Annotated in this window: 29 protein-coding genes; 24 read left to right on the top strand and 5 right to left on the bottom strand. The window is 41.8% G+C overall.

What is annotated here, in order from left to right; translation table 11 throughout:
* The first annotated feature begins 39 nt into the window (after nt 1-39).
* Nucleotides 40-1,140: a cation diffusion facilitator family transporter gene (locus Q7O90_RS02525; protein WP_304127051.1), complete on the top strand. Its 1,101-nt coding sequence runs from the start codon at nt 40-42 to the stop codon at nt 1,138-1,140.
* Nucleotides 1,141-1,177: 37 nt separating this feature from the next.
* Complete coding sequence (locus Q7O90_RS08225) at nt 1,178-1,255, top strand: glycosyltransferase (RefSeq protein ID WP_442929233.1); 78 nt, start codon at nt 1,178-1,180, stop codon at nt 1,253-1,255.
* A 183-nt stretch (nt 1,256-1,438) separates the two neighbouring features.
* Here the strand turns inward: Q7O90_RS08225 and mnmA are convergent, their stop codons facing one another.
* Nucleotides 1,439-2,506 carry a tRNA 2-thiouridine(34) synthase MnmA gene (mnmA, locus tag Q7O90_RS02520; protein WP_304127048.1) on the bottom strand — a complete coding sequence of 356 codons (1,068 nt, stop codon included), beginning with the start codon at nt 2,504-2,506 and terminating at the stop codon, nt 1,439-1,441.
* Between the two features lie 191 nt (nt 2,507-2,697).
* Here mnmA and Q7O90_RS02515 point away from each other — a divergent pair, with 191 nt between their 5' ends.
* The 8 genes from Q7O90_RS02515 (at nt 2,698) to Q7O90_RS02480 (ending at nt 9,915) form a co-directional block, all read left to right on the top strand.
* Nucleotides 2,698-3,060 carry an ArsR/SmtB family transcription factor gene (locus Q7O90_RS02515; protein ID WP_304127046.1) on the top strand — a complete coding sequence of 121 codons (363 nt, stop codon included), beginning with the start codon at nt 2,698-2,700 and terminating at the stop codon, nt 3,058-3,060.
* 93 nt (nt 3,061-3,153) lie between these two features.
* Nucleotides 3,154-3,372, top strand: a complete 219-nt coding sequence (locus tag Q7O90_RS02510; protein ID WP_304127044.1) for a cation transporter — start codon at nt 3,154-3,156, stop codon at nt 3,370-3,372.
* 57 nt (nt 3,373-3,429) lie between these two features.
* Nucleotides 3,430-5,331, top strand: a complete 1,902-nt coding sequence (locus Q7O90_RS02505; protein WP_304127042.1) for a heavy metal translocating P-type ATPase — start codon at nt 3,430-3,432, stop codon at nt 5,329-5,331.
* Nucleotides 5,332-5,444: 113 nt separating this feature from the next.
* Nucleotides 5,445-5,876: a Fur family transcriptional regulator gene (locus tag Q7O90_RS02500; RefSeq protein WP_304127040.1), complete on the top strand. Its 432-nt coding sequence runs from the start codon at nt 5,445-5,447 to the stop codon at nt 5,874-5,876.
* 3 nt (nt 5,877-5,879) lie between these two features.
* The gene (locus tag Q7O90_RS02495) at nt 5,880-7,247 is read left to right on the top strand and encodes an MATE family efflux transporter (protein WP_304127038.1); all 1,368 of its coding nucleotides are present in this window, start codon (nt 5,880-5,882) and stop codon (nt 7,245-7,247) included.
* 40 nt (nt 7,248-7,287) lie between these two features.
* Complete coding sequence (locus Q7O90_RS02490; RefSeq protein WP_304127035.1) at nt 7,288-7,536, top strand: hypothetical protein; 249 nt, start codon at nt 7,288-7,290, stop codon at nt 7,534-7,536.
* Between the two features lie 235 nt (nt 7,537-7,771).
* Nucleotides 7,772-8,479, top strand: a complete 708-nt coding sequence (locus tag Q7O90_RS02485; protein ID WP_304127032.1) for a queuosine precursor transporter — start codon at nt 7,772-7,774, stop codon at nt 8,477-8,479.
* Nucleotides 8,476-9,915 (top strand): sortase B protein-sorting domain-containing protein, encoded by a 1,440-nt coding sequence (locus tag Q7O90_RS02480; RefSeq protein ID WP_304127030.1) that lies wholly within the window; start codon nt 8,476-8,478, stop codon nt 9,913-9,915. The genes Q7O90_RS02485 and Q7O90_RS02480 overlap by 4 nt, the downstream gene beginning before the upstream one ends.
* Nucleotides 9,916-10,085: 170 nt before the next feature.
* On the opposite strand, the gene Q7O90_RS02475 is transcribed toward Q7O90_RS02480, so the two are convergent.
* The 4 genes from Q7O90_RS02475 to Q7O90_RS02460 form a co-directional block, all read right to left on the bottom strand.
* Complete coding sequence (locus tag Q7O90_RS02475; RefSeq protein ID WP_304127026.1) at nt 10,086-10,718, bottom strand: ECF transporter S component; 633 nt, start codon at nt 10,716-10,718, stop codon at nt 10,086-10,088.
* Between the two features lie 210 nt (nt 10,719-10,928).
* Nucleotides 10,929-11,285: a cupin domain-containing protein gene (locus Q7O90_RS02470; RefSeq protein WP_304127023.1), complete on the bottom strand. Its 357-nt coding sequence runs from the start codon at nt 11,283-11,285 to the stop codon at nt 10,929-10,931.
* 112 nt (nt 11,286-11,397) lie between these two features.
* Complete coding sequence (locus Q7O90_RS02465) at nt 11,398-12,603, bottom strand: class II aldolase/adducin family protein (protein WP_304127021.1); 1,206 nt, start codon at nt 12,601-12,603, stop codon at nt 11,398-11,400.
* A gap of 258 nt (nt 12,604-12,861) precedes the next feature.
* Complete coding sequence (locus tag Q7O90_RS02460) at nt 12,862-14,151, bottom strand: glycosyltransferase family 4 protein (RefSeq protein WP_304127018.1); 1,290 nt, start codon at nt 14,149-14,151, stop codon at nt 12,862-12,864.
* Between the two features lie 192 nt (nt 14,152-14,343).
* On the opposite strand from Q7O90_RS02460, the gene Q7O90_RS02455 reads away from it, so the two are divergent.
* The 14 genes from Q7O90_RS02455 to Q7O90_RS02390 all read left to right on the top strand — a co-directional run bounded on the left by Q7O90_RS02455 (nt 14,344) and on the right by Q7O90_RS02390 (nt 25,397).
* On the top strand, nt 14,344-15,084 hold the full coding sequence (locus tag Q7O90_RS02455) for an IclR family transcriptional regulator (protein WP_273067660.1): 741 nt from the start codon (nt 14,344-14,346) through the stop codon (nt 15,082-15,084).
* Between the two features lie 79 nt (nt 15,085-15,163).
* Nucleotides 15,164-15,871, top strand: a complete 708-nt coding sequence (locus Q7O90_RS02450) for a nucleotide-binding protein (protein ID WP_304127010.1) — start codon at nt 15,164-15,166, stop codon at nt 15,869-15,871.
* A 27-nt stretch (nt 15,872-15,898) separates the two neighbouring features.
* On the top strand, nt 15,899-16,111 hold the full coding sequence (locus Q7O90_RS02445) for a 4Fe-4S dicluster domain-containing protein (RefSeq protein ID WP_297967946.1): 213 nt from the start codon (nt 15,899-15,901) through the stop codon (nt 16,109-16,111).
* A 14-nt stretch (nt 16,112-16,125) separates the two neighbouring features.
* Nucleotides 16,126-17,205 (top strand): 3-methyl-2-oxobutanoate dehydrogenase subunit VorB, encoded by a 1,080-nt coding sequence (gene vorB, locus Q7O90_RS02440; protein ID WP_304127003.1) that lies wholly within the window; start codon nt 16,126-16,128, stop codon nt 17,203-17,205.
* A complete protein-coding gene (locus tag Q7O90_RS02435) occupies nt 17,206-17,958 on the top strand; it encodes a thiamine pyrophosphate-dependent enzyme (RefSeq protein WP_106056367.1) in 753 nt (250 codons plus the stop codon).
* A gap of 11 nt (nt 17,959-17,969) precedes the next feature.
* Nucleotides 17,970-18,518, top strand: coding sequence for a 2-oxoacid:acceptor oxidoreductase family protein (locus tag Q7O90_RS02430; RefSeq protein ID WP_106056369.1), 549 nt, complete (start codon nt 17,970-17,972; stop codon nt 18,516-18,518).
* 285 nt (nt 18,519-18,803) lie between these two features.
* The gene (locus tag Q7O90_RS02425; RefSeq protein ID WP_106056371.1) at nt 18,804-19,031 is read left to right on the top strand and encodes an acyl carrier protein; all 228 of its coding nucleotides are present in this window, start codon (nt 18,804-18,806) and stop codon (nt 19,029-19,031) included.
* 2 nt (nt 19,032-19,033) lie between these two features.
* The gene (gene accB, locus Q7O90_RS02420; protein ID WP_304126997.1) at nt 19,034-19,570 is read left to right on the top strand and encodes an acetyl-CoA carboxylase biotin carboxyl carrier protein; all 537 of its coding nucleotides are present in this window, start codon (nt 19,034-19,036) and stop codon (nt 19,568-19,570) included.
* Complete coding sequence (locus Q7O90_RS02415; protein WP_304126994.1) at nt 19,567-20,937, top strand: acetyl-CoA carboxylase biotin carboxylase subunit; 1,371 nt, start codon at nt 19,567-19,569, stop codon at nt 20,935-20,937. The genes accB and Q7O90_RS02415 overlap by 4 nt, the downstream gene beginning before the upstream one ends.
* Nucleotides 20,938-20,943: 6 nt before the next feature.
* Entirely contained in the window at nt 20,944-21,831 is an 888-nt protein-coding gene (accD, locus tag Q7O90_RS02410) for an acetyl-CoA carboxylase, carboxyltransferase subunit beta (protein ID WP_304126992.1), read from the top strand.
* Nucleotides 21,824-22,594, top strand: a complete 771-nt coding sequence (gene accA, locus Q7O90_RS02405) for a carboxyltransferase subunit alpha (protein ID WP_304126989.1) — start codon at nt 21,824-21,826, stop codon at nt 22,592-22,594. Before accD ends, accA begins: the two co-directional genes overlap by 8 nt.
* A gap of 1 nt (nt 22,595) precedes the next feature.
* Nucleotides 22,596-23,489 carry a 3-oxoacyl-ACP synthase III family protein gene (locus Q7O90_RS02400; protein ID WP_304126986.1) on the top strand — a complete coding sequence of 298 codons (894 nt, stop codon included), beginning with the start codon at nt 22,596-22,598 and terminating at the stop codon, nt 23,487-23,489.
* 2 nt (nt 23,490-23,491) lie between these two features.
* On the top strand, nt 23,492-24,415 hold the full coding sequence (locus tag Q7O90_RS02395; protein ID WP_304126983.1) for an NAD(P)H-dependent flavin oxidoreductase: 924 nt from the start codon (nt 23,492-23,494) through the stop codon (nt 24,413-24,415).
* Between the two features lie 58 nt (nt 24,416-24,473).
* Nucleotides 24,474-25,397, top strand: a complete 924-nt coding sequence (locus Q7O90_RS02390) for an ACP S-malonyltransferase (protein ID WP_304126980.1) — start codon at nt 24,474-24,476, stop codon at nt 25,395-25,397.
* The last annotated feature ends 39 nt before the right edge of the window (nt 25,398-25,436 follow it).

Raw genomic sequence — 25,436 nt, 5'->3', positions numbered from 1 at the left:
TGAAAATGGTGTTAGAATAACTACATTCGAGGTGAAAATATGAATCGTAATCAAGAGATTATACGCACAAGTGTATTAGGAATTATTGTGAATTCAATGTTGGCTGGATTTAAGGTTGTGGTTGGATTTTTATCTGGTTCTATCGCAATCATATTGGATGCGGTCAATAATGTATCGGATGCTTTTTCATCTATTATTACTATTATTAGTACAAAGCTTGCTTCAAAGAAACCAGATCATAAGCATCCGTATGGATATGGTAGAGTTGAATACTTAAGTGCACTTGTCATATCTTTGATAATTATATATGCAGGTATTACTTCTTTTGTGGAAGCTGTTAAGAGTATATTTAATCCGAGTATTCCAACGTATACAACAGTTGGACTGGTCATCATCTTTGTGGCTGTACTTGCGAAGTTTTCGATGGGAATGTACGTAAAGAAGACGGGCGAAAGACTAAACTCTGGTTCACTTATCGCCTCTGGTGAAGATAGTCGTATGGACTCCATGATTTCCGCAAGTACGCTTGTGGCCGCATTATTATTCATCTGGACGAATATTGATATTAGTTCTTATCTTGCGGTTGTGATATCCATTATGATTATCAAAGCTGGCTATGAGATTGCGGCTTCTACGATATCTTCGATCTTGGGTGAACGTCCAGATAAGGAACTTACGAATCAAATAAAAAAGTTGGTTATGACTTTTCATGAAGTACATGGTGTATATGATTTATTCTTGAATAATTATGGACCGAATAAGAATGTGGCATCTTTACATATTGAAGTAGATGATACGATGACTGCGGATGAGATTGATGAATTACAGCGTAGAATCGAAGATAAGATTTATGATGAAACACATGTCTTCGTGACGGCAATTAGTGTGTATGCATACAACACAAAGGATGATGAAGCAAAACATTTGTATAAAGAGATTCGAAAGATTGTTATGTCCGTAGAGCATGTTATCCAAATGCATGGTTTCTTTGTACAGGGAAATGAGATACGTTTTGATATCGTCATTGACTTTAATTGTGATGATCGTGAAGCACTATATAAGCGTATTGTTCAGGATATACAGGAACGTTATCCAGATTACCAGTTCACGACAACTTTAGATAGCGACATCAGTGATTGATGTTGTTTTTTTAATGATTATATGACTTAGGGTTGAAATTATTATCGTAAATGATGGTTCAACGGATGCTACAGCTGCTATCGCTAATCGCCTTGCGGAAAAATATCCAATATAATAGCTTTGGTCGGGATTGGCCAACTGCTAAGAATATCTCGTGTGCATCTCTATCTGTTGTGGTGACGATTGATAGAACGATTTAAGCGAGCTGCAGTCTTATGGATAGGAACCATCGTCAAAGTAAAAAAGCAGGAGCCTGCAGCCCCTGCTTTTTGTATCCAGTAAAATTAATACTAAGAGGTTATCCAATGATACCGCCACCGATAACGTAATCGCCATCATATACAACTACAGATTGTCCCTTAGTTATAGCGCGCTGAGGTTCATCGAATACGATTTTAACTTCAGTTTCGCTTAGAGGCGTAATGGTGGCTGGTGCCTCTTTGTGCTTATATCTAATTCGAGCTTTAGCTCTGAAAGGCGCATCTGGGCAGGCGATTGAAACCCAGTTGAAATTATGTGCAGTCAGCTCTCTTTTGAATAGATCTTCGTTTGAACCGAGCACTACCTCGTTGTTCTCCACATCGATATATTGTACATACATCGGGTGCTTAAGTGCGAGTCCAAGTCCCTTGCGCTGACCGACTGTATAATGGATTATCCCCCTGTGGATACCTAGTACATTGCCATCCATATCTACGAAGTTACCAGAAGCTATTTTTTTACCAGTATACCGCTCTATAAAGGAGGCGTAGTCACCATCTGGGATAAAGCAAATATCTTGGGACTCCTTGCGATTTGCATTGACAAAACCATGCTCCTCAGCAATTTTTCTAGTTTCTGACTTATGCAGTTTGCCGAGAGGGAACATAGTGTGTGATAACTGCTCCTGACTTAAAGAATAAAGCACATAACTCTGATCTTTAGACAAATCGACAGCTTTCTTAAGCTTGTATCTTCCATCTTCTCCATGCTCTACAATGACGTAATGGCCGGTGGCGATGTAATCCTGACCTAATTCCTTACCAGCTCTAAAGAGCTCATCAAACTTTAGAGTCCTATTGCAATCTACACATGGATTCGGTGTTATGCCGTGCTCATAAGCGCTTATAAATTTACTTATAACCTTTTCATCGAACTCTGGTCTAAAATCGCAGACCTCAAAAGGAATACCTAGGCTCTTAGCGACACTCTTTGCATCATTTATATTTTCAAGGCTGCAGCATGTTTTAGCATCGCTGCCAATCGTATCATTATCATACAGCCTCATCGTTACACCTGTTGCATCATGACCAGCTTCCTTTACAAGAAGAGCTGCCACACTGCTATCTACTCCGCCACTCATGGCGACGAGAACTTTCTTTTTCATTTCTAGTCTCCTATTTCCATTGAATAACTGATTATAGCATAACTGTTACTTTTCGTAGTATTAGATATAGTACATGAATTTAATCAAAGACATGTTGACACCTTAAAAGCAGGAGAGTATATTATAAATGAACGTATGAACAAGTGCTCATATGAACGCATATGATTGTGTTTTATAAAGTAGGAGATTATATGGAAAAAGATTTAGCGCCTCACTGCGAGGTTAACGAAGTGCATGGAAGCACTGTAGAAAGAGTTGTCGGGGCGATGCCTGAAGAGGAAGAGATATTTGATCTATCCGAGCTGTTCAAGGTGTTTGGTGACTCTACCAGGATGAAGATATTATTTGCACTATTCGAAGAGAAGATGTGTGTGTGCGACTTGGCGGAAGCATTGGGCATTACCCAGTCGGCAATTTCTCACCAGCTTAAGATCCTTAAACAAGCTAAACTAGTTAAGTTTTCAAGGGCAGGTAAACAAATCATATATGAGCTTTCAGATGAGCATGTGAGAATTATTATCGCTGTCGGTAAGGAACATATCGAAGAGCGATAATCTAGAAAAGAGACATTATGCTCTTAATATAATTTAATAAGAGCACAAGATTTTAAGATTTAAGAAACGTATTAAGCAGAAAAGGAGTAAGAGATGAAAAAGAAATTCAAGTGTGAGATTGATTGTGCAAACTGTGCTGCAAAGGTAGAGGATGCGATAAATAAGCTAGACGGAGTGGAGGAAGCAAGGGTTAATTTTATGGCTCAGAAATTCACTCTTGTTGCTGATGACGATCGATTCGATGAAATCCTTGAAACAGCTATTATGACAGGTAAGAAGATTGAGCCTGATTTTACTGTAGAGATAAAGTAGTATTTAGATTATATAACTTTTTTAACATAGCGTATTTATAGATTAGGGGCTTTACTTATGAATAAAAAGCAAAGAAATAGAAGAAATAGGATAGCGATATCACTCGTGTGCTTTCTAGTACTGATGATACTTGAGCTTACAGGTGTGCTAGATGGAGTTCACGGATTCGTCCTGTTTGTAATTTACTTCATACCTTATATTATAGTCGGTAATGATGTAATCATAAAAGCGGCCAAGAATATTAGGAATGGTCAAGTTTTTGATGAGAATTTCCTTATGATGATTGCGACGTTTGCGGCGTTTGGACTAGGTCTATTTGGGGATACCCAGTATTCTGAAGCGCTCGCTGTCATGCTTTTCTATCAGATAGGTGAAGCGTTCCAGGATTATGCCGTCGGACAGTCGAGGGCTTCAATTACTGAGATGATGGCGATTGCCCCTGAATCAGCATTTGTGCTTAATGGAGATGAGACTGAAGAGGTGGATCCTGAGGATGTCGAAATTGGTAGTGTAGTCGTGGTTAGACCTGGCGATAAGGTTCCACTTGATGGAGTAGTAATCGAAGGAGAGTCTTTTATCGATACGTCAGCTCTGACAGGGGAATCTGTTCCTAGGAGAGTTTCTGAGGGCGACGATATCATATCGGGATGTGTGAATGGCGAAGGTATGCTCAAGGTTAAAGTCACCAAAGAGTATGATGATTCGACAGTTGCAAAGATTTTAGAACTGGTTGAAAATGCTAGTGCTAGGAAGGCTGTCCTCGAGAACTTCGTTACGAGATTTGCGCGTGTCTATACACCTATAGTTACTATAGGCGCTGCACTTTTGGCTGTAGCTATGCCTCTTGTGTTCGGCTTATCATGGTCAGACGGTATAGAAAGAGCCTGCAACTTCCTGATTGTATCTTGCCCATGCGCACTCGTTATTTCAGTTCCGCTAGGGTTTTTTGGAGGCATTGGTGCGGCGTCCAAGGTTGGAGTTCTTGTAAAAGGGAGCAACTTCCTAGAAGCAGCAGCGAGCCTAGATACAATGGTCTTTGATAAGACGGGAACGCTAACAAAGGGAGAATTTAAAGTATCAAAACTTGTACCAGCAGAGGGTGTATCTGAAGATGAGCTAATAGAACTCGCTGCGTATGGTGAGGCATTTGCAACACATCCAATAGGAAAGTCAATACTAGAAGCTGCAAAGGATAAGGAGATTGATAAGAGTAGGCTTGAAGATGTGGTCAATCTAACAGGAAAAGGCACTTCAGCTATGTTAGATGGAAAATCTCTTCTTGTAGGTAGCCGTAAACTCCTCGATGAAAATGAAATAGAAGATGTGAGTGGAGTATATGGCTCCGAGATGGGAACTATCACATTTGTATCGTACGACGAGAAGTATAAAGGATATATAGTGGTATCTGATACCATTAAGGATGAAGCTAGAGAAAGTATCGCTGAACTTAAGCGTGAGGGTGTCAAGAAGGCGGTTATGCTCACGGGCGATAGGAAAGCGACTGCAGAGGCTGTAGCTGGAGAGCTCGGACTCGATGTAGTTAGGTATGAGCTACTTCCAGCTGACAAGATTGATGAGGTTGAGGAGCTCATAGAAGGAAATCGTAATACTGGGTCAAAGCTTGGCTATGTAGGAGATGGAATAAATGATGCTCCGGTACTCATGAGAGCTGATGTCGGATTCGCCATGGGATCTCTAGGCTCTGATGCGGCAATAGAGGCTGCAGATATTGTTTTAATGGATGATGATTTGAGAAAGTTACCATTAATTTTAAAAATAGCTAAGCGAACGATGAGAATTGTAAAATCCAATATTGCATTTGCTATAGGAGTAAAGCTTCTAATTCTCGTATTGTCTGCACTTGGACTCGTCTCGATGTGGTATGCGGTATTTGGTGATGTAGGAGTGAGCATCATTTGCATAATCAACTCGATGCGCGTACTTAAATTCAGACAGTAGGTCTTGTTGATAAGTCTAAGTTTGACTTAAATAGTGATATAGCATAAAATAAAAAATGGTTTTCAATTCTTAAGAGTTGAAAACCATTTTCTTGAATTTTAATTGAGGTCAAAATGGAATCGAAGAAGAGATACAAGACAAAACAGTACGATGAGCTCGTTGAATATATTTCGTCTATACCAGGACAGCACTTTACGGTCAATGAGTTATACATGCATTTTGCTGGTAAAGATAAAGCAATTGGAATAACAACGTTATATCGTCATCTCCAGCGTATGCTCGATGATGGTATTGTGAGTAAGTATGCGGTCGGGACGAATGGAGCAGCGTGCTTTGAGTATGTCGGTGATGGAGCTCCGCATGAGACTGTTAGTGCATACCACTGTAAGTGTGAAGGATGCGGTAAGCTTATTCATGTTCATTGTGATATGATCAAGGACATTGAGCATCACATGAGCGAAGAACATGGGTTTAAAATCGATCCATTTCGAACAGTATTCTATGGCACCTGTGAAGAGTGTCTTGATACTAAAAAGGATAAGTAAAATATGAATAAAACAAAATCTAATGATATGAGCGACCTCCTCCATGGCAGCATATGGAGGAAGGTCTTAATTTTTGCACTACCGTTAGCGCTTACAAGTGTTCTACAGCAACTCTTCAGTGCAGCTGACGTAGCTGTACTTGGAACTTTTGTTGGCAAAAACTCAATGGCTGCAGTAGGAAGTAACTCGCCTGTTCTCGGCCTGATGATAAATATGTTTATAGGCATTTCTGTCGGGGCCAATGTAATTATGGCGAGGTTTACAGGTGCACAGGATAAGGAAGGTGTGGGCAGAGCGGCTCATACAGCCGTAATATTAGCGCTTCTGAGCGGTATCACAATAGCTATAGTTGGTAATATAATTGCAAATCCAATCGTCGAAATACTCGGCGTGCCAGAGGAGATTGCACCTCTCTCAGTTAGGTATCTCAGAATACTGTTCGGGGGAATGCCGTTTATAATGTTATATGACTTTGAATCAGCCATATTTAGGAGTCAGGGTGATACGAGAACGCCTCTGATATGCCTCGCTTTTTCTGGAGTCGTAAACGTGGCTCTTAATATATTCTTTGTAGTGGTAATGAGAATGGATGTTGAAGGAGTAGCACTTGCAACGGTATTAGCCGATGCCCTTAGTGCAGCGCTTCTATTCTATTATCTCAAAAAGCACGAAGGGTTAGTTCGTATCCGCCTAAGTGAACTCAAAATAGACATAAGAATAACTAAAAGCATCCTCAAAATAGGTGTGCCATCTGGAATGCAGGGCATGGTATTCTCGATATCCAATCTTCTAATACAGTCAGCCATCAATAGTCTTGGCACTGATGCAATGGCTGGCACAACTGCCGCCTTCAATATAGAGATTATGGCATACTTTATTTCAAATGCGTTTGGGCAGGCTGCAGTTACGTTTGTAGGACAGAATCACGGAGCTTCAAATTATCGAAGGTGCAAAGATGTTGTCAAGCAGACATTAATCCTCAACTGGATTTCGATGATTATATTCGGTGTCTCAGTAATCATATTTGGTAGGGAGATGCTGAGTGTATTTAATGACGATATGGCAGTTATAAAATTCGGATATATAAGACTTGTTATCCTTATGGCAGGTGAGGTTTTGAATTCTACAATTGAGACCTTATCTGGAGGCATGAGGGGATATGGATACTCGCTAAGCCCTGCAATAGTAACGCTCTTAGGGGTATGTGGCTTTAGAATAATATGGATTTATACATTCTTTAAATTTAACCCAACATGGATTAATCTAATGCTCGTGTATCCAGTGAGCTGGGCTGTCACAGCGTCAATGATGGTAATTGCATATAAAAGAACTCTCAATAAGGTCTTGCCTAAGGGGGAACTATTAGTCTAAAATGTAATAGCTAAGTCAAAGGGGTCGAAAGGAGATAGAGATGAGATTGCCTGCGCCGATTGAAAAATTCGCAGAACAATATTTTGTGCCACACGCTAGTACTATAGTATGGGCAGCGATGCTAGTTATATTTGCACTGTTCGGCTATGTATGTTATAGAGCTAGATCTAACAAACCACTGAGGTGGATTCTGCTTTTGGCACTTTTAGTATGGGCAGCAGTGCTCGTGCTACTCACCATAATCACTTTCGCAAGTGAGGAAGAAGCTTTTGCCTTTTTAAACGTGTAAGCTACATATAGAGACAATTTTATACAGCAGTTCGAAACCATCCTGCTTTATCAAAACTACGGGTACTAGGAATACGAAAGTAAGCCGGCGTTTTGTTTTGCGTCGGCTATTTATTTTGCTAATTTTATCAGATGAAGCTGTTTGGTGATAAGTGCTACGAAGAATTATGATTGTCTTCTGGAATTTTGATGCGGAAAGGAGAGCTCGGTGTATAAATGAACCGAGCAAAAACAAAATGAGTAATGAACTACTACTAATTATCACGCTAATAGTTGAGTACAGTGCAGTGGTGCTCATGTACAAGTATCTTGGAAGAGATGGTCTCTATCTATGGACAGTGCTCGCAACTATCACCGCCAACATTGAGGTTCTTATCCTCGTAAAGGCGTTCGGCATGGAGATGACACTTGGAAACATTCTCTTTGCAACTACTTTTTTGGTCACTGATATCGCTAGTGAGATATATGGAAAAAAAGATGCGCACAAAGCGGTACACCTAGGTGTAGCGACATCCATTGCATTTGTGGTAATCAGCTCATCTTGGCTATTATATTCACCGAGCCCAAGCGATTTCGCATCACCTTCAATCAGGCAGATTTTTGCACATACGCCAAGACTTATGTTTGCAAGTCTAGCTGTATATGTAATCGTACAGTACTTTGATGTATGGCTATATCACAAGTGGTGGGATTTCACTAACAAGAGGTTTGGCGATAGAGATAGATTTTTATGGCTCCGTAATAACGGCTCGACCCTAGTTTCGCAGCTAGTGAATTCAGCGCTATATACGGTATTTGCTTTTGCAGGATTGTACGATACTAAGACCGTAATAACTCTGATATTCTCGACATATATAATCTACATCGTGACGAGCCTCTGCGACACACCGTTTGTGTACCTTTGCAGAGCGATAGCTCGCAAGAAGGGTGATATAACCGTTTGAAACTAAATAATAGAGGCGTTCCTTTCTTGTACTTTAAAAGTACAATCCAGAATATATATATATATGATAAAGTAATGATGTTGTATTCACAAATGTTATTTATTAAGAAAGGAAAAGTGGAGTTAATGGGAGTTGTAAATTCAAGAATAAAAAAATGCTTTTCACTATTCATAGCATTTATGATTTGTATAACAGTGTTCTTTTCCGGGTTAGTCTATGCAGATGATGAAGAAGCTCCTGACGCGGATACAGCCATTGCTGAAAACTATTGGACTGAGTTAGAGAAAAGCAGTTATGTTGATGGTGGGGTGTATCCTAAATACCTAATGAAATTGCAAGATACTGTTCTTAAAAATTTTGATTTGGCACGAGGTGGGGATTCTCCTAGTACTGGTATATACAAGAATTTTAATACATTAACATATGTAGCGGGAATGGATATGTTTGAATATTTATCCAAACCAGAGTTACAGGATAACGAGGGACCTAATGGTGATCCGAATTATCAAGATAATAAATATCACAATCCATTTAATTTCAAGTTTGATTCTGATTTTATTAAAGACAGAGATCAATTAAATGTATATGGTGATATATCTGTTAACAATAATACTGAAAATGCCGCTATAGGGACACATGCAATTGGAGATAAATTAAATCTTGATTTTTCGGTTAATTTAGGTAATCTCAGCAAATGGCAAAATAGCAGGTTGTGGGGGGATATTAATGGACACTCAAAGGGCACGGCATGGAAAACTCATGGAACGGAAGCTTATATAGCTACTGATTCAGAATTGGTATTTATTATCAATATACCTAGAGGTATTACAGTTCCTGATGTTAATGATTTAAAGTTTAGAGTTGATGGTTTAAATTCTCTCAAATTTAAGAAAGCAGAAAGAGATGGTGACAAACTCATAATTAGACTACACCCTTCATTAAGTGAGAGTGGATATTTGCCTGCTAGAGACTATTATGCTTACCTAAAAACGATTAGTAATGTAAAAATAAGTGTTGAAGGGCTTACAGTTAATAGTGAGGCGACTGTAAATGAGAACATAACTATCACCGGAAGTGTTGTTGGTGTACAGGATGAACTTGTAACAGATTCCATGGAGGTAGCAAAAAAGAAGACTGGTGCGGGTTCAGATGATGTAAGAGCTGCCTATTTCTTTGCTGCTAAACAGTCTATTTCAGGAAGAGATGCAGCGGCACCACAGGATAAACCTAACTTGATTTCATACACTTTTAAGGTGAATAAGGCTGCCGAGAATACTACACCAAGCAACCCTGGAAAGACAGTAAAGGTTGTAAAGAAGACTAAGACGCCTAAGACGGGAGATGATGCAGATATAATGCTATATGTACTCCTTTTAGGTGTATCCGGTACAATGCTTGCTGGTGTTAGTTACTTTAGAAGAAGAAAAGTGAGCTAGTATTAATAGCTTGGGAGTCAAAACTCAATTTAAATAGGGTGAGCGGATCTTCAAGAGCGAATCTTGGAGGTCTGCTCTTGCTATGTAAGAAAGCCACGCAATGCAATATATGCTTGCGTGGCTTTTTTATTTGTATATCTAGCACAATAATTTGCTAGATTAAAGATTCTTTAAGCGTTTGTGTTTCCTGCGGTGCTATGTCCGAGATGATTTGCTAGTGCTTTAGAGACTACTGTTCCGAGAATACAGCAAGTTACAGCTTCGATTAAGCCCTGAAGGCCAACAAGTGTAATTACGAAAGTAAGCGGATTGGTAGCACCAATCGTATGAGCCAGTTTCTGGATATAGTCTGTGTCGTAGAATGCAATGACTAGGAATCCCATGAAGAATAATGTGTTGAGCAAGGGAGCACTGATTGCTCCAATTGAGTATGCAATAGTGTGTCCTCCGAAGATTTTATTAACAATCTTGAATACTACGCCGGCTAAGAACCCCATGAGGATTCTTGTGATAACGCATAGTACAAATGTCTTAAATGGTGCGACTTGAAATAAAACTCCACCCATTGCAGATGCGCCTGAAACAGCATCTATAAAGCTTGCGATGCCGAAGACTCCGCCGAGTATGGCTCCAGCGAGTGGTCCCATTAGTATCGCCCCGATAGCGACTGGAAGTGTGAGAAATGACATGTAGATTGGACCAATCGGCACACTGCCAAGCCCTGTAATCTTCATGACAAGTTCAACTGCGACGAGAAGCGCTAGTTGCGCAAGAAATTTAGGGTTGGATAATTTATCCTTCATATTAACCTCCTTCTGCCGTTCCGTAAGGATACAGCGATGAGCCGGGTTACCCCGAAGAAACGATTTGCAGGCAGGCACTGCTCTATGGAGTCTCTATCGTGCGGTATGCTACGATGATATCCGCGCAGTAATCTGCCCGTGAGATTATAACAACTTGAGAGCTACTTTACAACAAGCATTCTCGCAAATAAAAATGGAATTCTATAAAACCTATTCATAGATGATGAGGGCGACGAATTTTACTGGCTCATCCTTCTTGTTGGTCAGACTATGTCCCTCGCCAGGTCCAGTAAACGTGACATCACCTGCGCGCACAGTCTTTATAGTGCCGTTATCATTGTACTCAGCCTCGCCACTTTGGATGACATAAATTTCAGCATCTCCCTCGTGTACATGGTAACCTACACCGCAATCCTTTTCGAGAACATTCTCCTTAAAAAGTCGTCCTTTGCCTAGAAGCTCCTCGTCATTATCGATAATCTGCGTCGTAATCAGGTGACCAGGACCACCAAGTGCCTCTTCCTGGATATAGTGAATCCTCTTTTCCTTAGTTTTAATCCAGCTCATTTTGATCCTCCATAAGTGAATAAGTCATTTTGATTAATTAAGTGTTGCTGTTAAATATTATGTTTCATAAAAGATAAAATGGCATGCACCATATGCATGCCATCGTTTAGCTTTATTCTTCCTCGGCTCTTAGAAGTGGCTCGTTATAACCGAGCATGTTGCAAGCGGTATCCTCTATGGCATCTGCCATAACTGTAGCGTTTTCCAGGCTAGTAGCACAGAAAATCGGACCTCTATTCGCAATCACGCATATATTGTTGTGTCTTAGTTCCTTGAGTATACTTTCGATAAAATCAGGAGTATGTGGTTCAACGTGCTCGCTTGCGCTGACATCACCTAGTAGCTGGTGAAGAGCAGGGTCTGTGATTTTGAAACCAACCTGAGCTGCAGCAAATACGGAAAGCCCATGCGAATGTGTACGGATTATCGCGTTCCAATCAGGGTGCTCTCTATAAATGGCAGCGTGCAAGTCAAATTCGCTTGAAGGCACGCGCTGTATGTGATCAAACGCCAGTGTGTTAACATCAACCTTCACTATGTCTTCGGCACGTAGTTTGTTGTACTCCATAGCTGAAGGAGTGATCAGCATCTCGCAATCATTAAGCCTAACAGAGAGATTTCCCCATGAACCATGGAAGAGGCCTTTGTCCTTGAGCTTATTTGCATAGTCAATCATGTTATTGCGCACATCGAGTTCATCTGTTGAGATATTTACGAAATCAACATGTTTCTCAGAATTGACATTAGAATATAGGTGGTTATGCATCTGGCGAGTGCGCAGTGCCTCATCGGCGGATAGATGCTTTATACCACCGATTTTATCTCCGTACATCTCTGCCTCGATACTCTTTTCTATAATCTTAACTATTGAAATCGCATCCTTCATATTGCTACTAGTGCTGAATATGCCTTTGCCTCGAACTAGGCAGCCTGCTCTGTCTTTTAATGCAGCAAGCAAGGATTTTGCTGTAGTATCTTCAGCAATTTTTATATCAGTACCAACTATGCCTGCTAAATCATAGAGCGCTGGTCTAAGCATATCTGCATCCTTGGAGAAAATTGCTGAAGGTTCCGTACAAGCAAAGATCATGACGTTGATGTCACGTCTCGTGCTCAGTATCTTGCCCGCATCACCGGAGCTCATATCATAAAGCTGTAGATCTGAATCCTTGATAGTGTCCAGAACTAAGCCGGGTCTCGACATGAGATATGTTCCGTTATCAACTCTCGCAATAATTGAGCCGTATGCCTTGGTGTATCTATCTGTAAAGTCGGAGGCATACTTAACAATAAGTTCCCTCACTTGTAATTCGTTCATTTTGTACCTCTCTATACTATTTGTATTAGAGTAGTGCAGCCAACTTGTTCGCTCGAACTGCACTGGTTATCTCGTTATTCCTAAATTTCCTAAATAAAATCCGCGATATAAGTATCCCGATAACTATGTGAACACAAGTTGCATGTCCATCCTCATACAAGAGTGTCCAGCTTAAGATATGGATAAAATATATACAGGTTATTATGTGTGAAATTATATCATCTAATGTGATTTTGAATGTGGAGAGAGCAAGGAAAGTTATACATATTTCAGTATAGTTTCCGTAACTCCATCCCACGATGCATTGTTCGTATTTGGATATACATAATCTGGATCAAATCTCTTGCGGTGTGCAAGTTCTAAAGCAGATATGAGACCAGTCTTGAGCCGCTCCTTAAATGCAGGGATTTCGGACTCAAATGGTTCTCCTGGAGCCTGCATCTTAGGCGGCTCTACCAAGACGGTATTGTCAGATATAATCTTGCTGGCCAGCCAGCTCTTAATCCCTGGCAGGCTGGTGCAGATGGGAATCGCGCCCGACGCCATCGCCTCTATCAGGACGAGGGGAAGACCTTCATAGTATGAAGGGAGCACGAATATGTCGCTGGCTCTGAAGGCCGCAGCGAGCTCAGTCTGGGATAGCATGCCGAGGTAACGGGCCCTGAATGGTAGGGCTTTGAGCTCGCCTGCGTCGCCAGCGCGGAGCGCTGGCTTCCCCGAGAGGAGGCGCGCGATTCCCTCATCCTGACAGCCGCCGGCAAGCAGGAGCTCAAAAGCGGGAATTTCGCTATCCTCATCCAGTTCAGCAAGGGCTTCTATAAGCGGAAAAATTCCCTTAGCAGTGCTGAGCTTGCCGGCATAGATGATTTTGTACGAATCATCTGCCCCTGGCTTTTCCATATCTTCATCCATATTAAATATCTGCGAGTTATATCCGGTGCCGATAACATTGATTTTGTTATCAGCTATACCGTAAAGCTCGCTAATCTGCTTTTTCTGTTCTTCATGAAGAGCAAAGATTCCGTCAAGCTTCCTTATCCCAGAGATGATAGAATCACGTCTGAACGGACAGTTCTGAAACTGCCTTATGTCGGAGCCATGCGAGATACCATAGATTTTGCCATGAAATAAATCTGGTGCAAACTCTTTGACCATATCAGGAAGCATGGAAGTGAGCAAGAATAGGTGATGGCATAGTATTACATCTGGATCAAGCTCTCTTATAGCTCTTCCGATGGTTTTTCCAAAAGCACTATAAAGCATATCTGCCATATCATCAGTGAGGGAATTGTATAGTGTAGAAGGGTACGGCATAACATCTGACATGCCAAGCACCTCAAACGGTAAATCGCCTCTATAATCCCCATGTGAATAGTAGACTGGGTAGGTGCGTACAGAAGGAGGAAATTCGAATAAGTCCTCTTCATATACCCCAGCAACTACAGCCTGTTCATGACCTGCTCTGTCGAAAGATTTGACGAGCTCCGTCAAGTATACGCCGCTACCAGTTGAGTGCGGCTTTTGAGTACTAATACTTAATATTTTCATAATGTTTATATTGTCTTATAAGTAAATTGCAGTGTCAATATCAATTGAAGAACTTAAAATTCTATCAACCAATATTTTCCGCATATCGAATTTACTGCTCGAAATACGGAAAAAATTCGCCTGTTAATGTTGACTAACTTAATGCTAAAGAGTATATTTTGAATTGTAAAAAGGCAGTGAAAGGAAAACATCATGGCAGAGCGCAATAGTTCACTTGAAAAAGCGTTAAAGGTGCTTGATTTATACCAATCCCAAAGCCGATTGACCTTGACGTCTATAGCTCAGCAAACGGGACTTTCCAACGCTGCTATAAGCAGAATTCTCAATTCGCTTGAGGAGATGAAATACATCTACAAGGATAAAATCGATGGTGGTTATTATCTTACAGATAGAGTGTTCACCTTGAGTCGAAATACTAATATACAGAAGCAGATAGTCAATATGCTAGATGAACCGGTTGCTAGACTATGTAGGAAATGCGGTCTGGCGGTGACTGTATCGGTGCGTGAAGGACTGAAGTCATATATAGCGATTCGTAAGAATCCATATACTGGCATTGCCGTAGTGGTTAGCTCTGAGGAGATGATGAGTCTAAACTTGACAGCTGCAGGGAAAGTACTCACTGCATTTTCCGGTGAATCGGATAAATTAGCCGAAGAGATTGATTACGTGAGGCTCACACACAAGAGTATCGTAGATAAAGACGAGTATAAAACGCTCCTCGAAGAGGTTAAGGAAAGCAGACTCGCCTATGATATGGAAGAAGTCACAGAGGGACTCGTATGTGTAGCGGCGCCTGTGCTTTCAACGGATGGAACAGCAATCTGTGCAATCAGCGTCAGTGGGTATAAAGAGAGGATGGTCAGAAGCCTTTACTCCGTAATACCAAGGCTGCAGGATACAGCTTCTGAATGCGAGAATTTATTTAGATAGTTAAAACTGATTTGCTTTACACAATCTCTGCTTTTTCTTGTGACATTGTGTGAAAGAAGTTTTTAGATGAGGTAGTAGGATGAGTATTTTCTACGAGATGGATAAGGATTTCGGAGATCTCCTCAATGAGAAAAAGAATTTTCTCTTTATAGGAGAGGCTGGAAGCGGTAAGAGTGAGATCGTTCTCAATGTTGCAGCAAAGCTTGCTGAGCAGACCGGTGCAAAGGTTCAGGTATTCGATATGGACCAGAGCAAACCGCTATACCGCTCTAGGGATATGAAGGATGCATTCGCCCAGAAGGGTGTGGAGATAAATTATCAGCTGCAATTTCTCGATGCACCGATTGTAGTCGGCGGTGTTGCTGAATCGCTTATGAACAAGGATGTGTATACAATTCTTGATATAGGCGGTGGTCACAATGCCTCGAGAGTTGTAGGGGTGTACGCACACTTGCTAAAGGATGACGATACGGTTCCGGTCTACGTCATCAATCCGTATAGACCTTGGACGAAGAGTCTAAAGGCGATTGATGAGACTATGAGCGATATCGTAACTGCGGCTAGGTTGAATCGCATCTATATTCTTGGTAACCCTAACCTAGGTTACCAGACGAGTGCAGAAGAATTCATGGAAGGACTTGCTAGGCTCGACGAGATGCTCGATGGAATAGTTACCGTCGGCAGTTTCGTTGTAAGGGATGAGATATATGACGAAGTCAAAGGTATGACAGACAGACATCTATTCCCAATTGAGTTGTTCCTGACGTATTCGTGGGTTGATCGCTAAAACATTTTATTTAAGGAGGTAATGTTGATGGCTAAAGGTAGAGTTGAAATCAATGCTGAAGCTTGCAAATCTTGCCAGTATTGCGTGATTTCATGTCCAAAGAAAGTCCTCGTTATCGGTGAGAATGTTAACTCAAAGGGTTACCCTTATTCAGTTGCAGCTACACCAGAGGATTGCATCGGTTGCGCAATGTGTGCACAGATATGTCCAGAGGACTGTATTGAGGTTTGGAGAGATTAGTAAGGAGGAGCAATATGGCAGAACGTGTATTTATGAAAGGCTGCGAAGCGATTGCAGAGGCAGCTGTAAGAGCAGGATGTCGTTTCTTTGCTGGTTATCCAATCACACCACAGAACGAAATTCCTGAGTATATGGCAAGAAGAATGCCAGAAGTAGGTGGAAGCTTTGTACAGGGTGAGTCCGAGGTTGCATCTGTAAACATGCTTTACGGTGCTGTTTCGACTGGAATCAGAGCGATGAGCTCTTCATCCAGCTGTGGAATCAGCTTGTACTCAGAGGGTATCTCCTTCTGCGCATCCGCTAGACTACCAGCAGTATATGTAAACGTGCAGAGAGGTGGTCCTGGAATCGGTGCTATCCAGCCAGCTCAGCAGGATTACCTTCAGGCAACTAAGGCTTCCGGAAACGGTGGTTTCAGAATGATCGTACTCGCTCCAGCAACTGTTCAGGAGTGCGTAGACATGGTATACAAGGCATTTGACTATGCTGAGAGAGACCAGAACCCAGTACTCATCCTCACAGATGGAGTTATGGGAACAATCATGGAGCCAGTAGTTCTTCCTCCAATGAAGACACCTGAAGAGATTGCAGAACTAAGAGATGCATTCAACTATAGAGCTATAGTGGGTCACCCAGTAGGTGAGAACGCATTCTGCAGACCTGGTTCTGTTGGAACAGGACAGGAAGCTGTTAATATCGAAGCAGATAAGCTCTACAGAACTTGGGATAAGGACGTTGAGTACGAGGAGCTAGAGACAGAGGATGCTGAAATTCTAATCGCAGCATACGGAATCTCCGCTCGTATCGGAAAGGTTATCGTAAGAGAGCTAAGAAAAGAAGGAGTTAAGATTGGTATGATCAGACCTATCAAGCTTTCTCCATTCCCATATGAAGCATTTGAGAATATAGACTTTAACAGAGTAAAGGGTATTCTCAATGTCGAGATGTCCATCCCTGCTCAGATGAGATGGGACGTGGATCATGCAGTTAAGGGCAGAACAGTTATCAAGGAGTGCCTAAGATCCGGTGGTCAGCTTCTGACTAATGATCAGGTAATGGAAGCTGCTCGTGAACTGATTAAGGAGGTACTATAGATGGCAAAAGTTTATTCAAGAACTAAGGGAATTCTTCCTGATACAGTATCCGGATTCTGTCCGGGATGCATGCACGGTACTGTGCATAAGCTAATCGGTGAAGCGGCAGAAGAACTAGGTAAGCTCGATAAGCTCGTAAGAGTTGAGGGTGTAGGTTGCTGCGGACTCGGTCAGTTCTACGTTGCTCACGATGCTACTATCGCTGCTCACGGAAGAGCTTGCGCTGTAGCTACAGGAATCAAGAGATCATCCCCTGATTCACTTGTATACACATATCAGGGTGATGGAGACCTTGCTTCCATCGGACTTGCAGAGACTATGTCAGCTGCTAACAGAGGAGAGAACTTCACAGTAATCTTCGTTAACAACGGAATTTACGGTATGACTGGTGGACAGATGGCGCCAACAACTCTTATCGGCATGAACTCCACAACTACACCAGAGGGTAGAGAGCCGGATCTTCACGGATATCCAATGCACATCGTTGAAATTCTCAACCAGCTAACAGCTCCTTACTATCTAGAAAGAGTTTCTTGCAACACTCCTCAGAACGTAATCAAGGCTCGTAAGGCAATCAAGAAAGCATTCCAGTATCAGCTTGAAGGCAGAGGTTTCTCGCTTGTAGAGATCGTTACATCTTGCCCAACAAACTGGGGAATGAGCACACTTGATTCACTGAAGTTCCTCGAGAAGGATATGTTTGATGAGTACCCTCTAGGTCTCGTTAGAGACAAGGGCGCAGAAGCTAAATAGGGAGGTTTAGAATGGAAAGAAATTTGATGATTGCCGGATTCGGCGGACAGGGTGTAATGACCATGGGAAAGCTTCTTTCGGAAGCTACATGTCAGTCAACAGACCTTAATGTAACATTCTTCCCTTCTTATGGCGCAGCTATGAGAGGTGGTACAGCAAACTGTTACGTTGTAATTTCTGATGATGAAATCGGTGCACCTGTATCTAACAGTGTAGATGACCTTGTTGTAATGAACGGACCTTCACTACACAAGTTCCTTCCAACTCTTAAGAAGGGTGGTACATTGTTCATTAACAGCTCAATCGTAAAGGATCCAATTGATAGAGATGACATCACTGTAGTATCTGTTCCAGTTACAGAGATGGCTCTCGAGATGGGTAACCCAAGAGTTCTTAACATCATTATGCTTGGAGCTTACATTGGATACTCTAATGCAGTACCTGAGCAGGTTATTTATGATGGAATTCACCACAAGTTTGAGCACAAGCCAAAGGTAATTCCACTAAATGACAAGGCTTTCAAGACAGGTCTTGATATTGGTGCTGAAGCTAGACAGTAATGGCATACGCTAGGTAATGGGCGTATATTGATAATCCATAAAGTATGAGGGGAGATGGCTGAATTTCAGCCATCTTTTCTTTTTTTTGAAAAAATTTAAAATTTTAATCTGAGGCTTTTTAACGTTGAAATTCAGCTATTTTTAAAGAAAAAAAGAATTGCACACAAAACTTTCACTTGACGAAAGTAGCTAAGGCAAATAAAATAGTAAAAAAATAATAGATAAAATTATTTAACTAAATTATTTTATCAAATACAGAGATTAAGAGAAAAAGGAGTAAATGATATGACTTTTGAACAGCTAAAGGAACTAATTTGCGAGAATTTTGGTGTTAGTGAGGATAAGGTAACTGAGACTGCAGATCTTCAGGAGGATTTAAAGCTTGACTCGCTAGATGCTGTAGAACTTTCGATGATGATGGAAGAAGCTCATGGAGTTTCAATTCCTGAGGAAAAATTCCCAGAGTGCAAGACTATTGCAGATGTGCTGAAGTTCGCAAATGGTGGTAACTAATTATGGAAAAGTATTTAGAGCTAACCGAGAGGCTAGTTGGCGTGTTCGATCGTAGTAGTAGTGACTATTTAGAAATTAAGATATCGGACTATGCTTTAACTCTTAAGAAAGGCTCGTCTGTATGTGCAGTACCATCAGTGCCTGTGACAGAAGTAGTAGCACCTACAGTATCTCTGCAGCCTGTCGCTCCTGCTTCGGTACCAGCCGTGCAGACAAGGGCCGTAGCAGAGACAAATGATGCATCTAGCTTAGAAGCATCTGCGCCTGCTAAGGAGTTGGATACAGCCTCTCTTAACACAGAAGTTGTAAAATCACCGATTGTAGGAGTGTTCTACGCAGCAAAGGATCCTAATTCACCTCCATTCGTGAAGGTCGGAGATACTGTGAAGAAAGGTGATGTGCTCTGCATCCTAGAATCGATGAAGATGATGAATGAGATTAGATCTGATTATGATGGGGTAATCAAGGAAATCAAGTGCAAGAACGAAGAGCTTGTAGAGTTTGATCAGGTTATGTTTGTGCTGGAGAAAGGTGAATGATTAGAAAGGTCTTAATAGCTAACCGCGGAGAGATTGCGCTGAGCATACAGAGAAATTGTAATGAAATGGGTGTTGAGACTGTTGCGGTTTATTCAGATGTAGATAAAGGTCAACCGGCGATATATTTGGCAGATCAATCAATATGTATCGGTTCAGGAAAGAGTTCCGCATCATACCTAAATGTTGCGAATATCCTGACCGCTGCGATTGAGTCGGGCTGCGAAGCTATCCATCCTGGATATGGTTTTCTAGCTGAAAATGGTGATTTTGCAGAAAAAGTAGAGGCTTGTGGACTAAAGCTCATAGGACCATCATCGAAGGTGATTAATCTTATGGGTAATAAGCTTTCCGCCAGAGGTCTCATGGAAGAGAGTGGTGTTCCAGTTGTACCTGGATGCAATGATGTAGTACATGATGAAGAGCAGCTCTACAGGATTGCTGATGAGATTGGTTATCCCGTGCTTCTGAAGGCATCGGCGGGTGGCGGTGGAAAAGGCATGCGCAGAATCTATAAGCGTGAAGACCTCGTTCCTGGCTGGGAACTAACAAGGAGAGAGGCAAAGGCGTCATTTGCAAACGATGATATCTATATTGAGAAGCTAATTGAGAATCCTAGACATATCGAGATTCAGATACTTGCGGATAGCCTCGGGAATGTGGTGTACCTACCAGAGAGAGACTGCAGTATCCAGAGAAATAACCAGAAGATTATCGAGGAGAGCCCTAGCAGAGCTAATAGCGATTTACTGGAAAATATGTATCAGTCTGCAGTGATGTGTGCAAAGGCGTGTGGTTACGAAGGTACTGGAACGGTAGAGTTTATCGTAGATAAGTATGACAATTATTATTTTATGGAGATGAACACGAGGATCCAGGTCGAGTATCCGGTAACAGAGATGGTCACAGGAATTAACCTTATCAAGGAGCAGATCAGAATTGCTTCGGGGCTTCCTCTATCTGTAAAGCAGGAGGATGTAGCAGCTAATGGTCATGCGATTGAGGTTAGAGTTAATGCCCAAAATCCTTATGATGATTTCAGACCAAGTTGTGGTGAGATAAGCTTCTTTCTACCACCAGGTGGACTAGACACAAGGTTTGAGACTGCGCTATATCAAGGTGCAAAAATACTGCCATTCTACGATTCTATGATGGCAAAGCTAATCGTAAAGGGAAGTACGCGAATGGATGCTATAAAGAAGCTTAGACGTGCAGTTTCTGAGACGATTATAGACGGTGTTCCAACTAACCTAGGATTTATCTATGCGATACTGTATGACAAGGATTTCATCCTTGGAAATATTGATACAAATTATGTTGCTCATAAGGAAGCTGAGCTTCTGGAAAGCATGCATGTAACGGGAGAATAGCAGAAAATGGGAAGCTTAAATAAGCGAAAAAATCTATTGTCCGCAATTAAGAGTATAAGAGGCGGGAGCAGGCAGAATCAGGTTAGGCGTGAGCCGCGAAGAGCGCTTCCCGACCTTTTTCTTAAGTGTGAGGGATGTAAGTCAGTAATCGACTACAAGGAGTTCGTAGAACATCTTAAGATATGCCCAGAGTGCGGATACCACATGAAGATGAACGGACTTGAACGCTTCGAGTACCTCATGGATGAGGGATATGAAAAAATCAGCTTTGGTAGTGAGCTAAGAGACCCAATTTCTTTTCCTAAGTATGATGAAAAGCGTGCTAAGGAAGAAAAGAAGTCAGGACTTAATGAAGCTGTTTCTATCGTTAAGGGTACGATAGAGGGTAATCCTGCCTTAGTGGCGGTGCTTGAGCTTCAATACATGATGGGAAGTCTTGGCACATACATGGGCGAAGAGCTGACTAAGATGTTCGAATATGCGATTAGCAATGATCTTCCAGTTATCGTCTTTTCAGCTTCGGGAGGAGCAAGAATGCAGGAGGGAATTTTTTCTCTCATGCAGATGGCCAAGACGAGCGCTGCTATTGGAAAGTTTCAAGATGCAGGACTGCTCTATATAAGTGTTTTGACAAATCCTACCACAGGAGGAGTATCAGCGAGCTTTGCATCCCTTGGGGATATCATTATAGCTGAACCTAATGCGCTGATTGGATTTGCTGGACCAAGGGTAATTGAGCAGACCATCAAAAAGAAGCTTCCAAAAGGATTCCAAAGAGCTGAAAAACTCGAGGAATGTGGTTTTGTAGATATTATATGCGAAAGAGAGAGCCAGCGTAGACTAATTGCTAAGCTGCTCAAGCACCATGTGAAGATTGGAGCGAAATATGAGTAATGCTTATGAAATAGTTAAAAAGGCCAGATCTAGTAACAGGATTAGATCTAAAGAAGTTATCGAAAGGCTTTTCGAAGACATAGTCTACCTTAAGGGCGACAGGTGCTTCGGGGATTCCAAAACGATAATCGGCGGAATCGGATTATTTGAGGAAAGACCGGTTACCTTTATCGGGATTCAGAAAGGGCGTGGTATTGAAGAGGGGGTAGAAACGAACTTCGGAATGCCGATGCCTGAAGGATATCGCAAGGCCATGAGGTTGATGGATCAGGCTGAAAAATTCAGAAGACCTGTAATTACATTTATAGATACACCAGGTGCATATCCGGGGGTAGGTGCAGAAGAGCGTGGACAGTTTGAAGCTATAGCGTCTTCACTAGAGAAGATGTCAATGCTAACAGTTCCTGTAATTGCAGTAGTTATAGGTGAAGGTGGATCTGGTGGTGCATTAGCGCTATCCGTAGCTAACAAGATATTTATGTTTAAAAATGCAGTGTACTCGATACTTTCACCCGAAGGTTTTGCATCTATTCTATGGAAGGATGCAGGACTTGCTGAAAAAGCTGCTGACGTAATGAAGATTACATCACAGGATTTATATGACTTCGGAATCGTAGATGAAATCATAGATGAGAATGGAGATAAGGTAAACTTTACACAGCTAAGAAATTTGATTTCAACTGAGCTTCAAACATTGTCAGACATGACTGGCGAGGAAATTAGAGAGCGCAGATACGATAAATTTAGAGAGATTAGAGGATAAGATGGGACTTAAAGTTAAGGACATTAAAAGCTTGACTAGAGGAGTTAAGCGTAGCAATAAGTACTATGAAGAAAGACTCGATACGACTGATGAGTGGATTCTAACTCGTACGGGGATTGAAAATCGTTACATAACGGAGGAAACCCCGTCAGAGATGGCAAAGGAACTCGCTGACCAACTTGTGTTCGATAGAGATAAAGTAAAGGTTCTTATCGTCGCATCGTTCTCGAGTGACATTAGAATTCCTTCGATTGCGGGTATCCTCCACAAGAGATTAGAACTTAAAAACAGCTGTTTTTCTGTAGATATAAATGCTGCCTGCGCAGGCTTTGTGTCGGCTATGATTATGGCTGAGCGCATGCTTGATCCTGGAGAAGAGGCTATTCTCGTTGCCAGCGAACAGGTTAGCAGATATATAGATTTTAACGACAGAGGGATAGCCGTACTGTTTGGAGATGGATGCGCAGGCATTGTAGTTGAGAAGAATGATAAGCTGTGGCTGAGTGATGCAAGTACGTATGGAGATGACCGTGTAATCGTAATGGACGATGATGATTTCATTCAAATGAATGGTCAAGAGGTGTTCAAATTCGCGATAAGTAAAGTCCCAGAATCACTCGAGCGTCTACTCGAGAGAGCTGATCTCACTGGAGCCGATATAGATTATGTAGCTGCTCATCAAGCTAATGTGAGGATACTCGAGCAGATTTCCAAGAGAACTGGAATAGACGAGGATAAGGTTCTAAAGAATATAAGAGAACGAGGAAATACCTCGGCAGCATCTGTTCCAACACTTTTGTACGAGTACAGGGATAAGTTTAAAGATGGGGATAAGGTGCTGTTCACGGCTTTTGGAGCGGGACTAATTGTTAATTCGGTACTTATGGAGTGGTAGAGATGAACTTAGATAAATTACTAAATATTAAATATCCGATAATTCAGGGAGGAATGGCGAATATAACAGATGGTAAATTTGCAGCTGCTGTATCTAACGCCGGAGCTCTAGGGACGATCGGTTCGGGCGGCATGAAGGCTGATGTGCTTGCCAAAGAAATTGATATATGTAAAGGCCTAACAGATAAGCCTTTTGCAGTAAATTTGATTATGTTCCGTTCAGATATTAAGGAGCTAGTTGAGGTTGTGTGCAAGGCGAAGGTTCCGTATGTAATCGCTGGAGCAGGCAGTCCTGGTCCATATATGGAGGATTTCCAATCTGCTGGAATAAAGGTTATGCCGGTTATATCATCGCCGCTTCAGATTAAGCGCCTCGATAAGTTCGATGTGTTTGCTTACATTGCAGAGGGGATGGAAGCAGGAGGTCATATCGGAGAAATGACGACTATGACTCTGATCTATCAGGTAACGGGTGCAACTGATAAACCGATAATTGCAGGTGGTGGAATCGGATCGGGTGCACAGATGCTAGCTGCGGAAGTGCTGGGAGCTAAAGGTGTTCAAATCGGAACAGCCTTTCTCTTCACCGATGAAGTTCCCGTTCACCAGAACTATAAGAATCTGCTGATGCATACTGAATCCCATCGCATTACGTCAATCGGGAATCTAAATGGAAGACCTATGCGACTTGTCAAGAATCCGATGACCAGAGAGTTTAAGGAGCTTGAAAGGAGCGAGAGTGACAAGGAAGTGCTTGAGGATTTCACGCTTGGAAGATTGAGAAAAGCAGTATACGAAGGTGATGTGGATCAGGGTTCTGTTATGGCAGGATACACAGCTGCTCAGTTCGATAGGCTGTATTCAGTTCCTGAGCTACTTGAGAAATTGATGAGCGAATATCAGCTCGCAAAGAATAGCATTAAATAGAGAGACCTATTTACATAAATGACAGTAAAGTAAATCTATCAGAGAAATAGAGGAGATAATGGGTAATTTAGCAGTAATATTCGCTGGACAGGGTTCGCAGTATGAGGGTATGGGCAGTAAGCTGTACGATAGATATCCTGAGATTAGAGGCATATATGACAGACTAGGGAGAGAACTCACAGACATGTCCTTCAGAGGCAGCATCGATGACATATCTAAGACTAAAAATCTTCAGCCAATCATGATTGCTTTTCAGCTTGCCGTGTTGAAACTGATTCGCACACATAAGCCTGATCTTCTAAAGGGACTTATGTCAACGTGCGGACTCAGCCTAGGGGAATACAGTGCACTCGCACTATCAGAAATAATCGACGAAGGAGATGCACTAAGACTTGTTGCTATGCGTGGAGCCCTGATGGGAGAAGCATCAGAGAATAGAAATAGCAAAATGCTAGCAATTCTCAAGATGACTGAAGACGAAGTTAGAGAGGTTCTGCAGGGCAATCCTGAATTCGAGGGCAAAGTATATATCGCTAACATAAACAGCAGTCGGCAGATCATCGTATCAGGTGAAGGTGACGCAATAGATGAACTTAAGGATTTTCTAAAGGCTAACAGGAAGCTTGCTAAACCTCTTGCAGTTAGCGGAGCATTCCATACTCCGTTTATGGAATCGGCAAGGGTTGAATTTATGGAAACCCTCGAAGGGACTTCATTTAGAGTACCAGAAATTTCATATTATCCAAATGTTACTGGCGAGAAGTACAACGGGACGTCGATGGTTCATGTGTTATCGGAACAGATAGTATCACCGGTGCTCCTCTACAAGACATTCAAAAATATGGTAGATGATGGGATTACACATTTTCTGGAAATAGGTCCAGGTGGTGTACTTTCCACAATCCTAGAGAGAGAGTTTGAAGGGCTAGAGGTTAGCACGATTAAGAACGATGATGATTTGATTGAACTACTTGAAGCCTAGATTAAGTGTTCAAATTCTTAGAAATAAAAAGGAGTATAA

Origin of the sequence: Mogibacterium diversum (assembly GCF_938028775.1) — a bacterium.
Classification (GTDB): domain Bacteria; phylum Bacillota; class Clostridia; order Peptostreptococcales; family Anaerovoracaceae; genus Mogibacterium; species Mogibacterium diversum_A.
The sequence above is the reverse complement of the archived record's forward strand: the minus strand, read 5'-3'. Positions and strand labels throughout refer to the sequence as shown.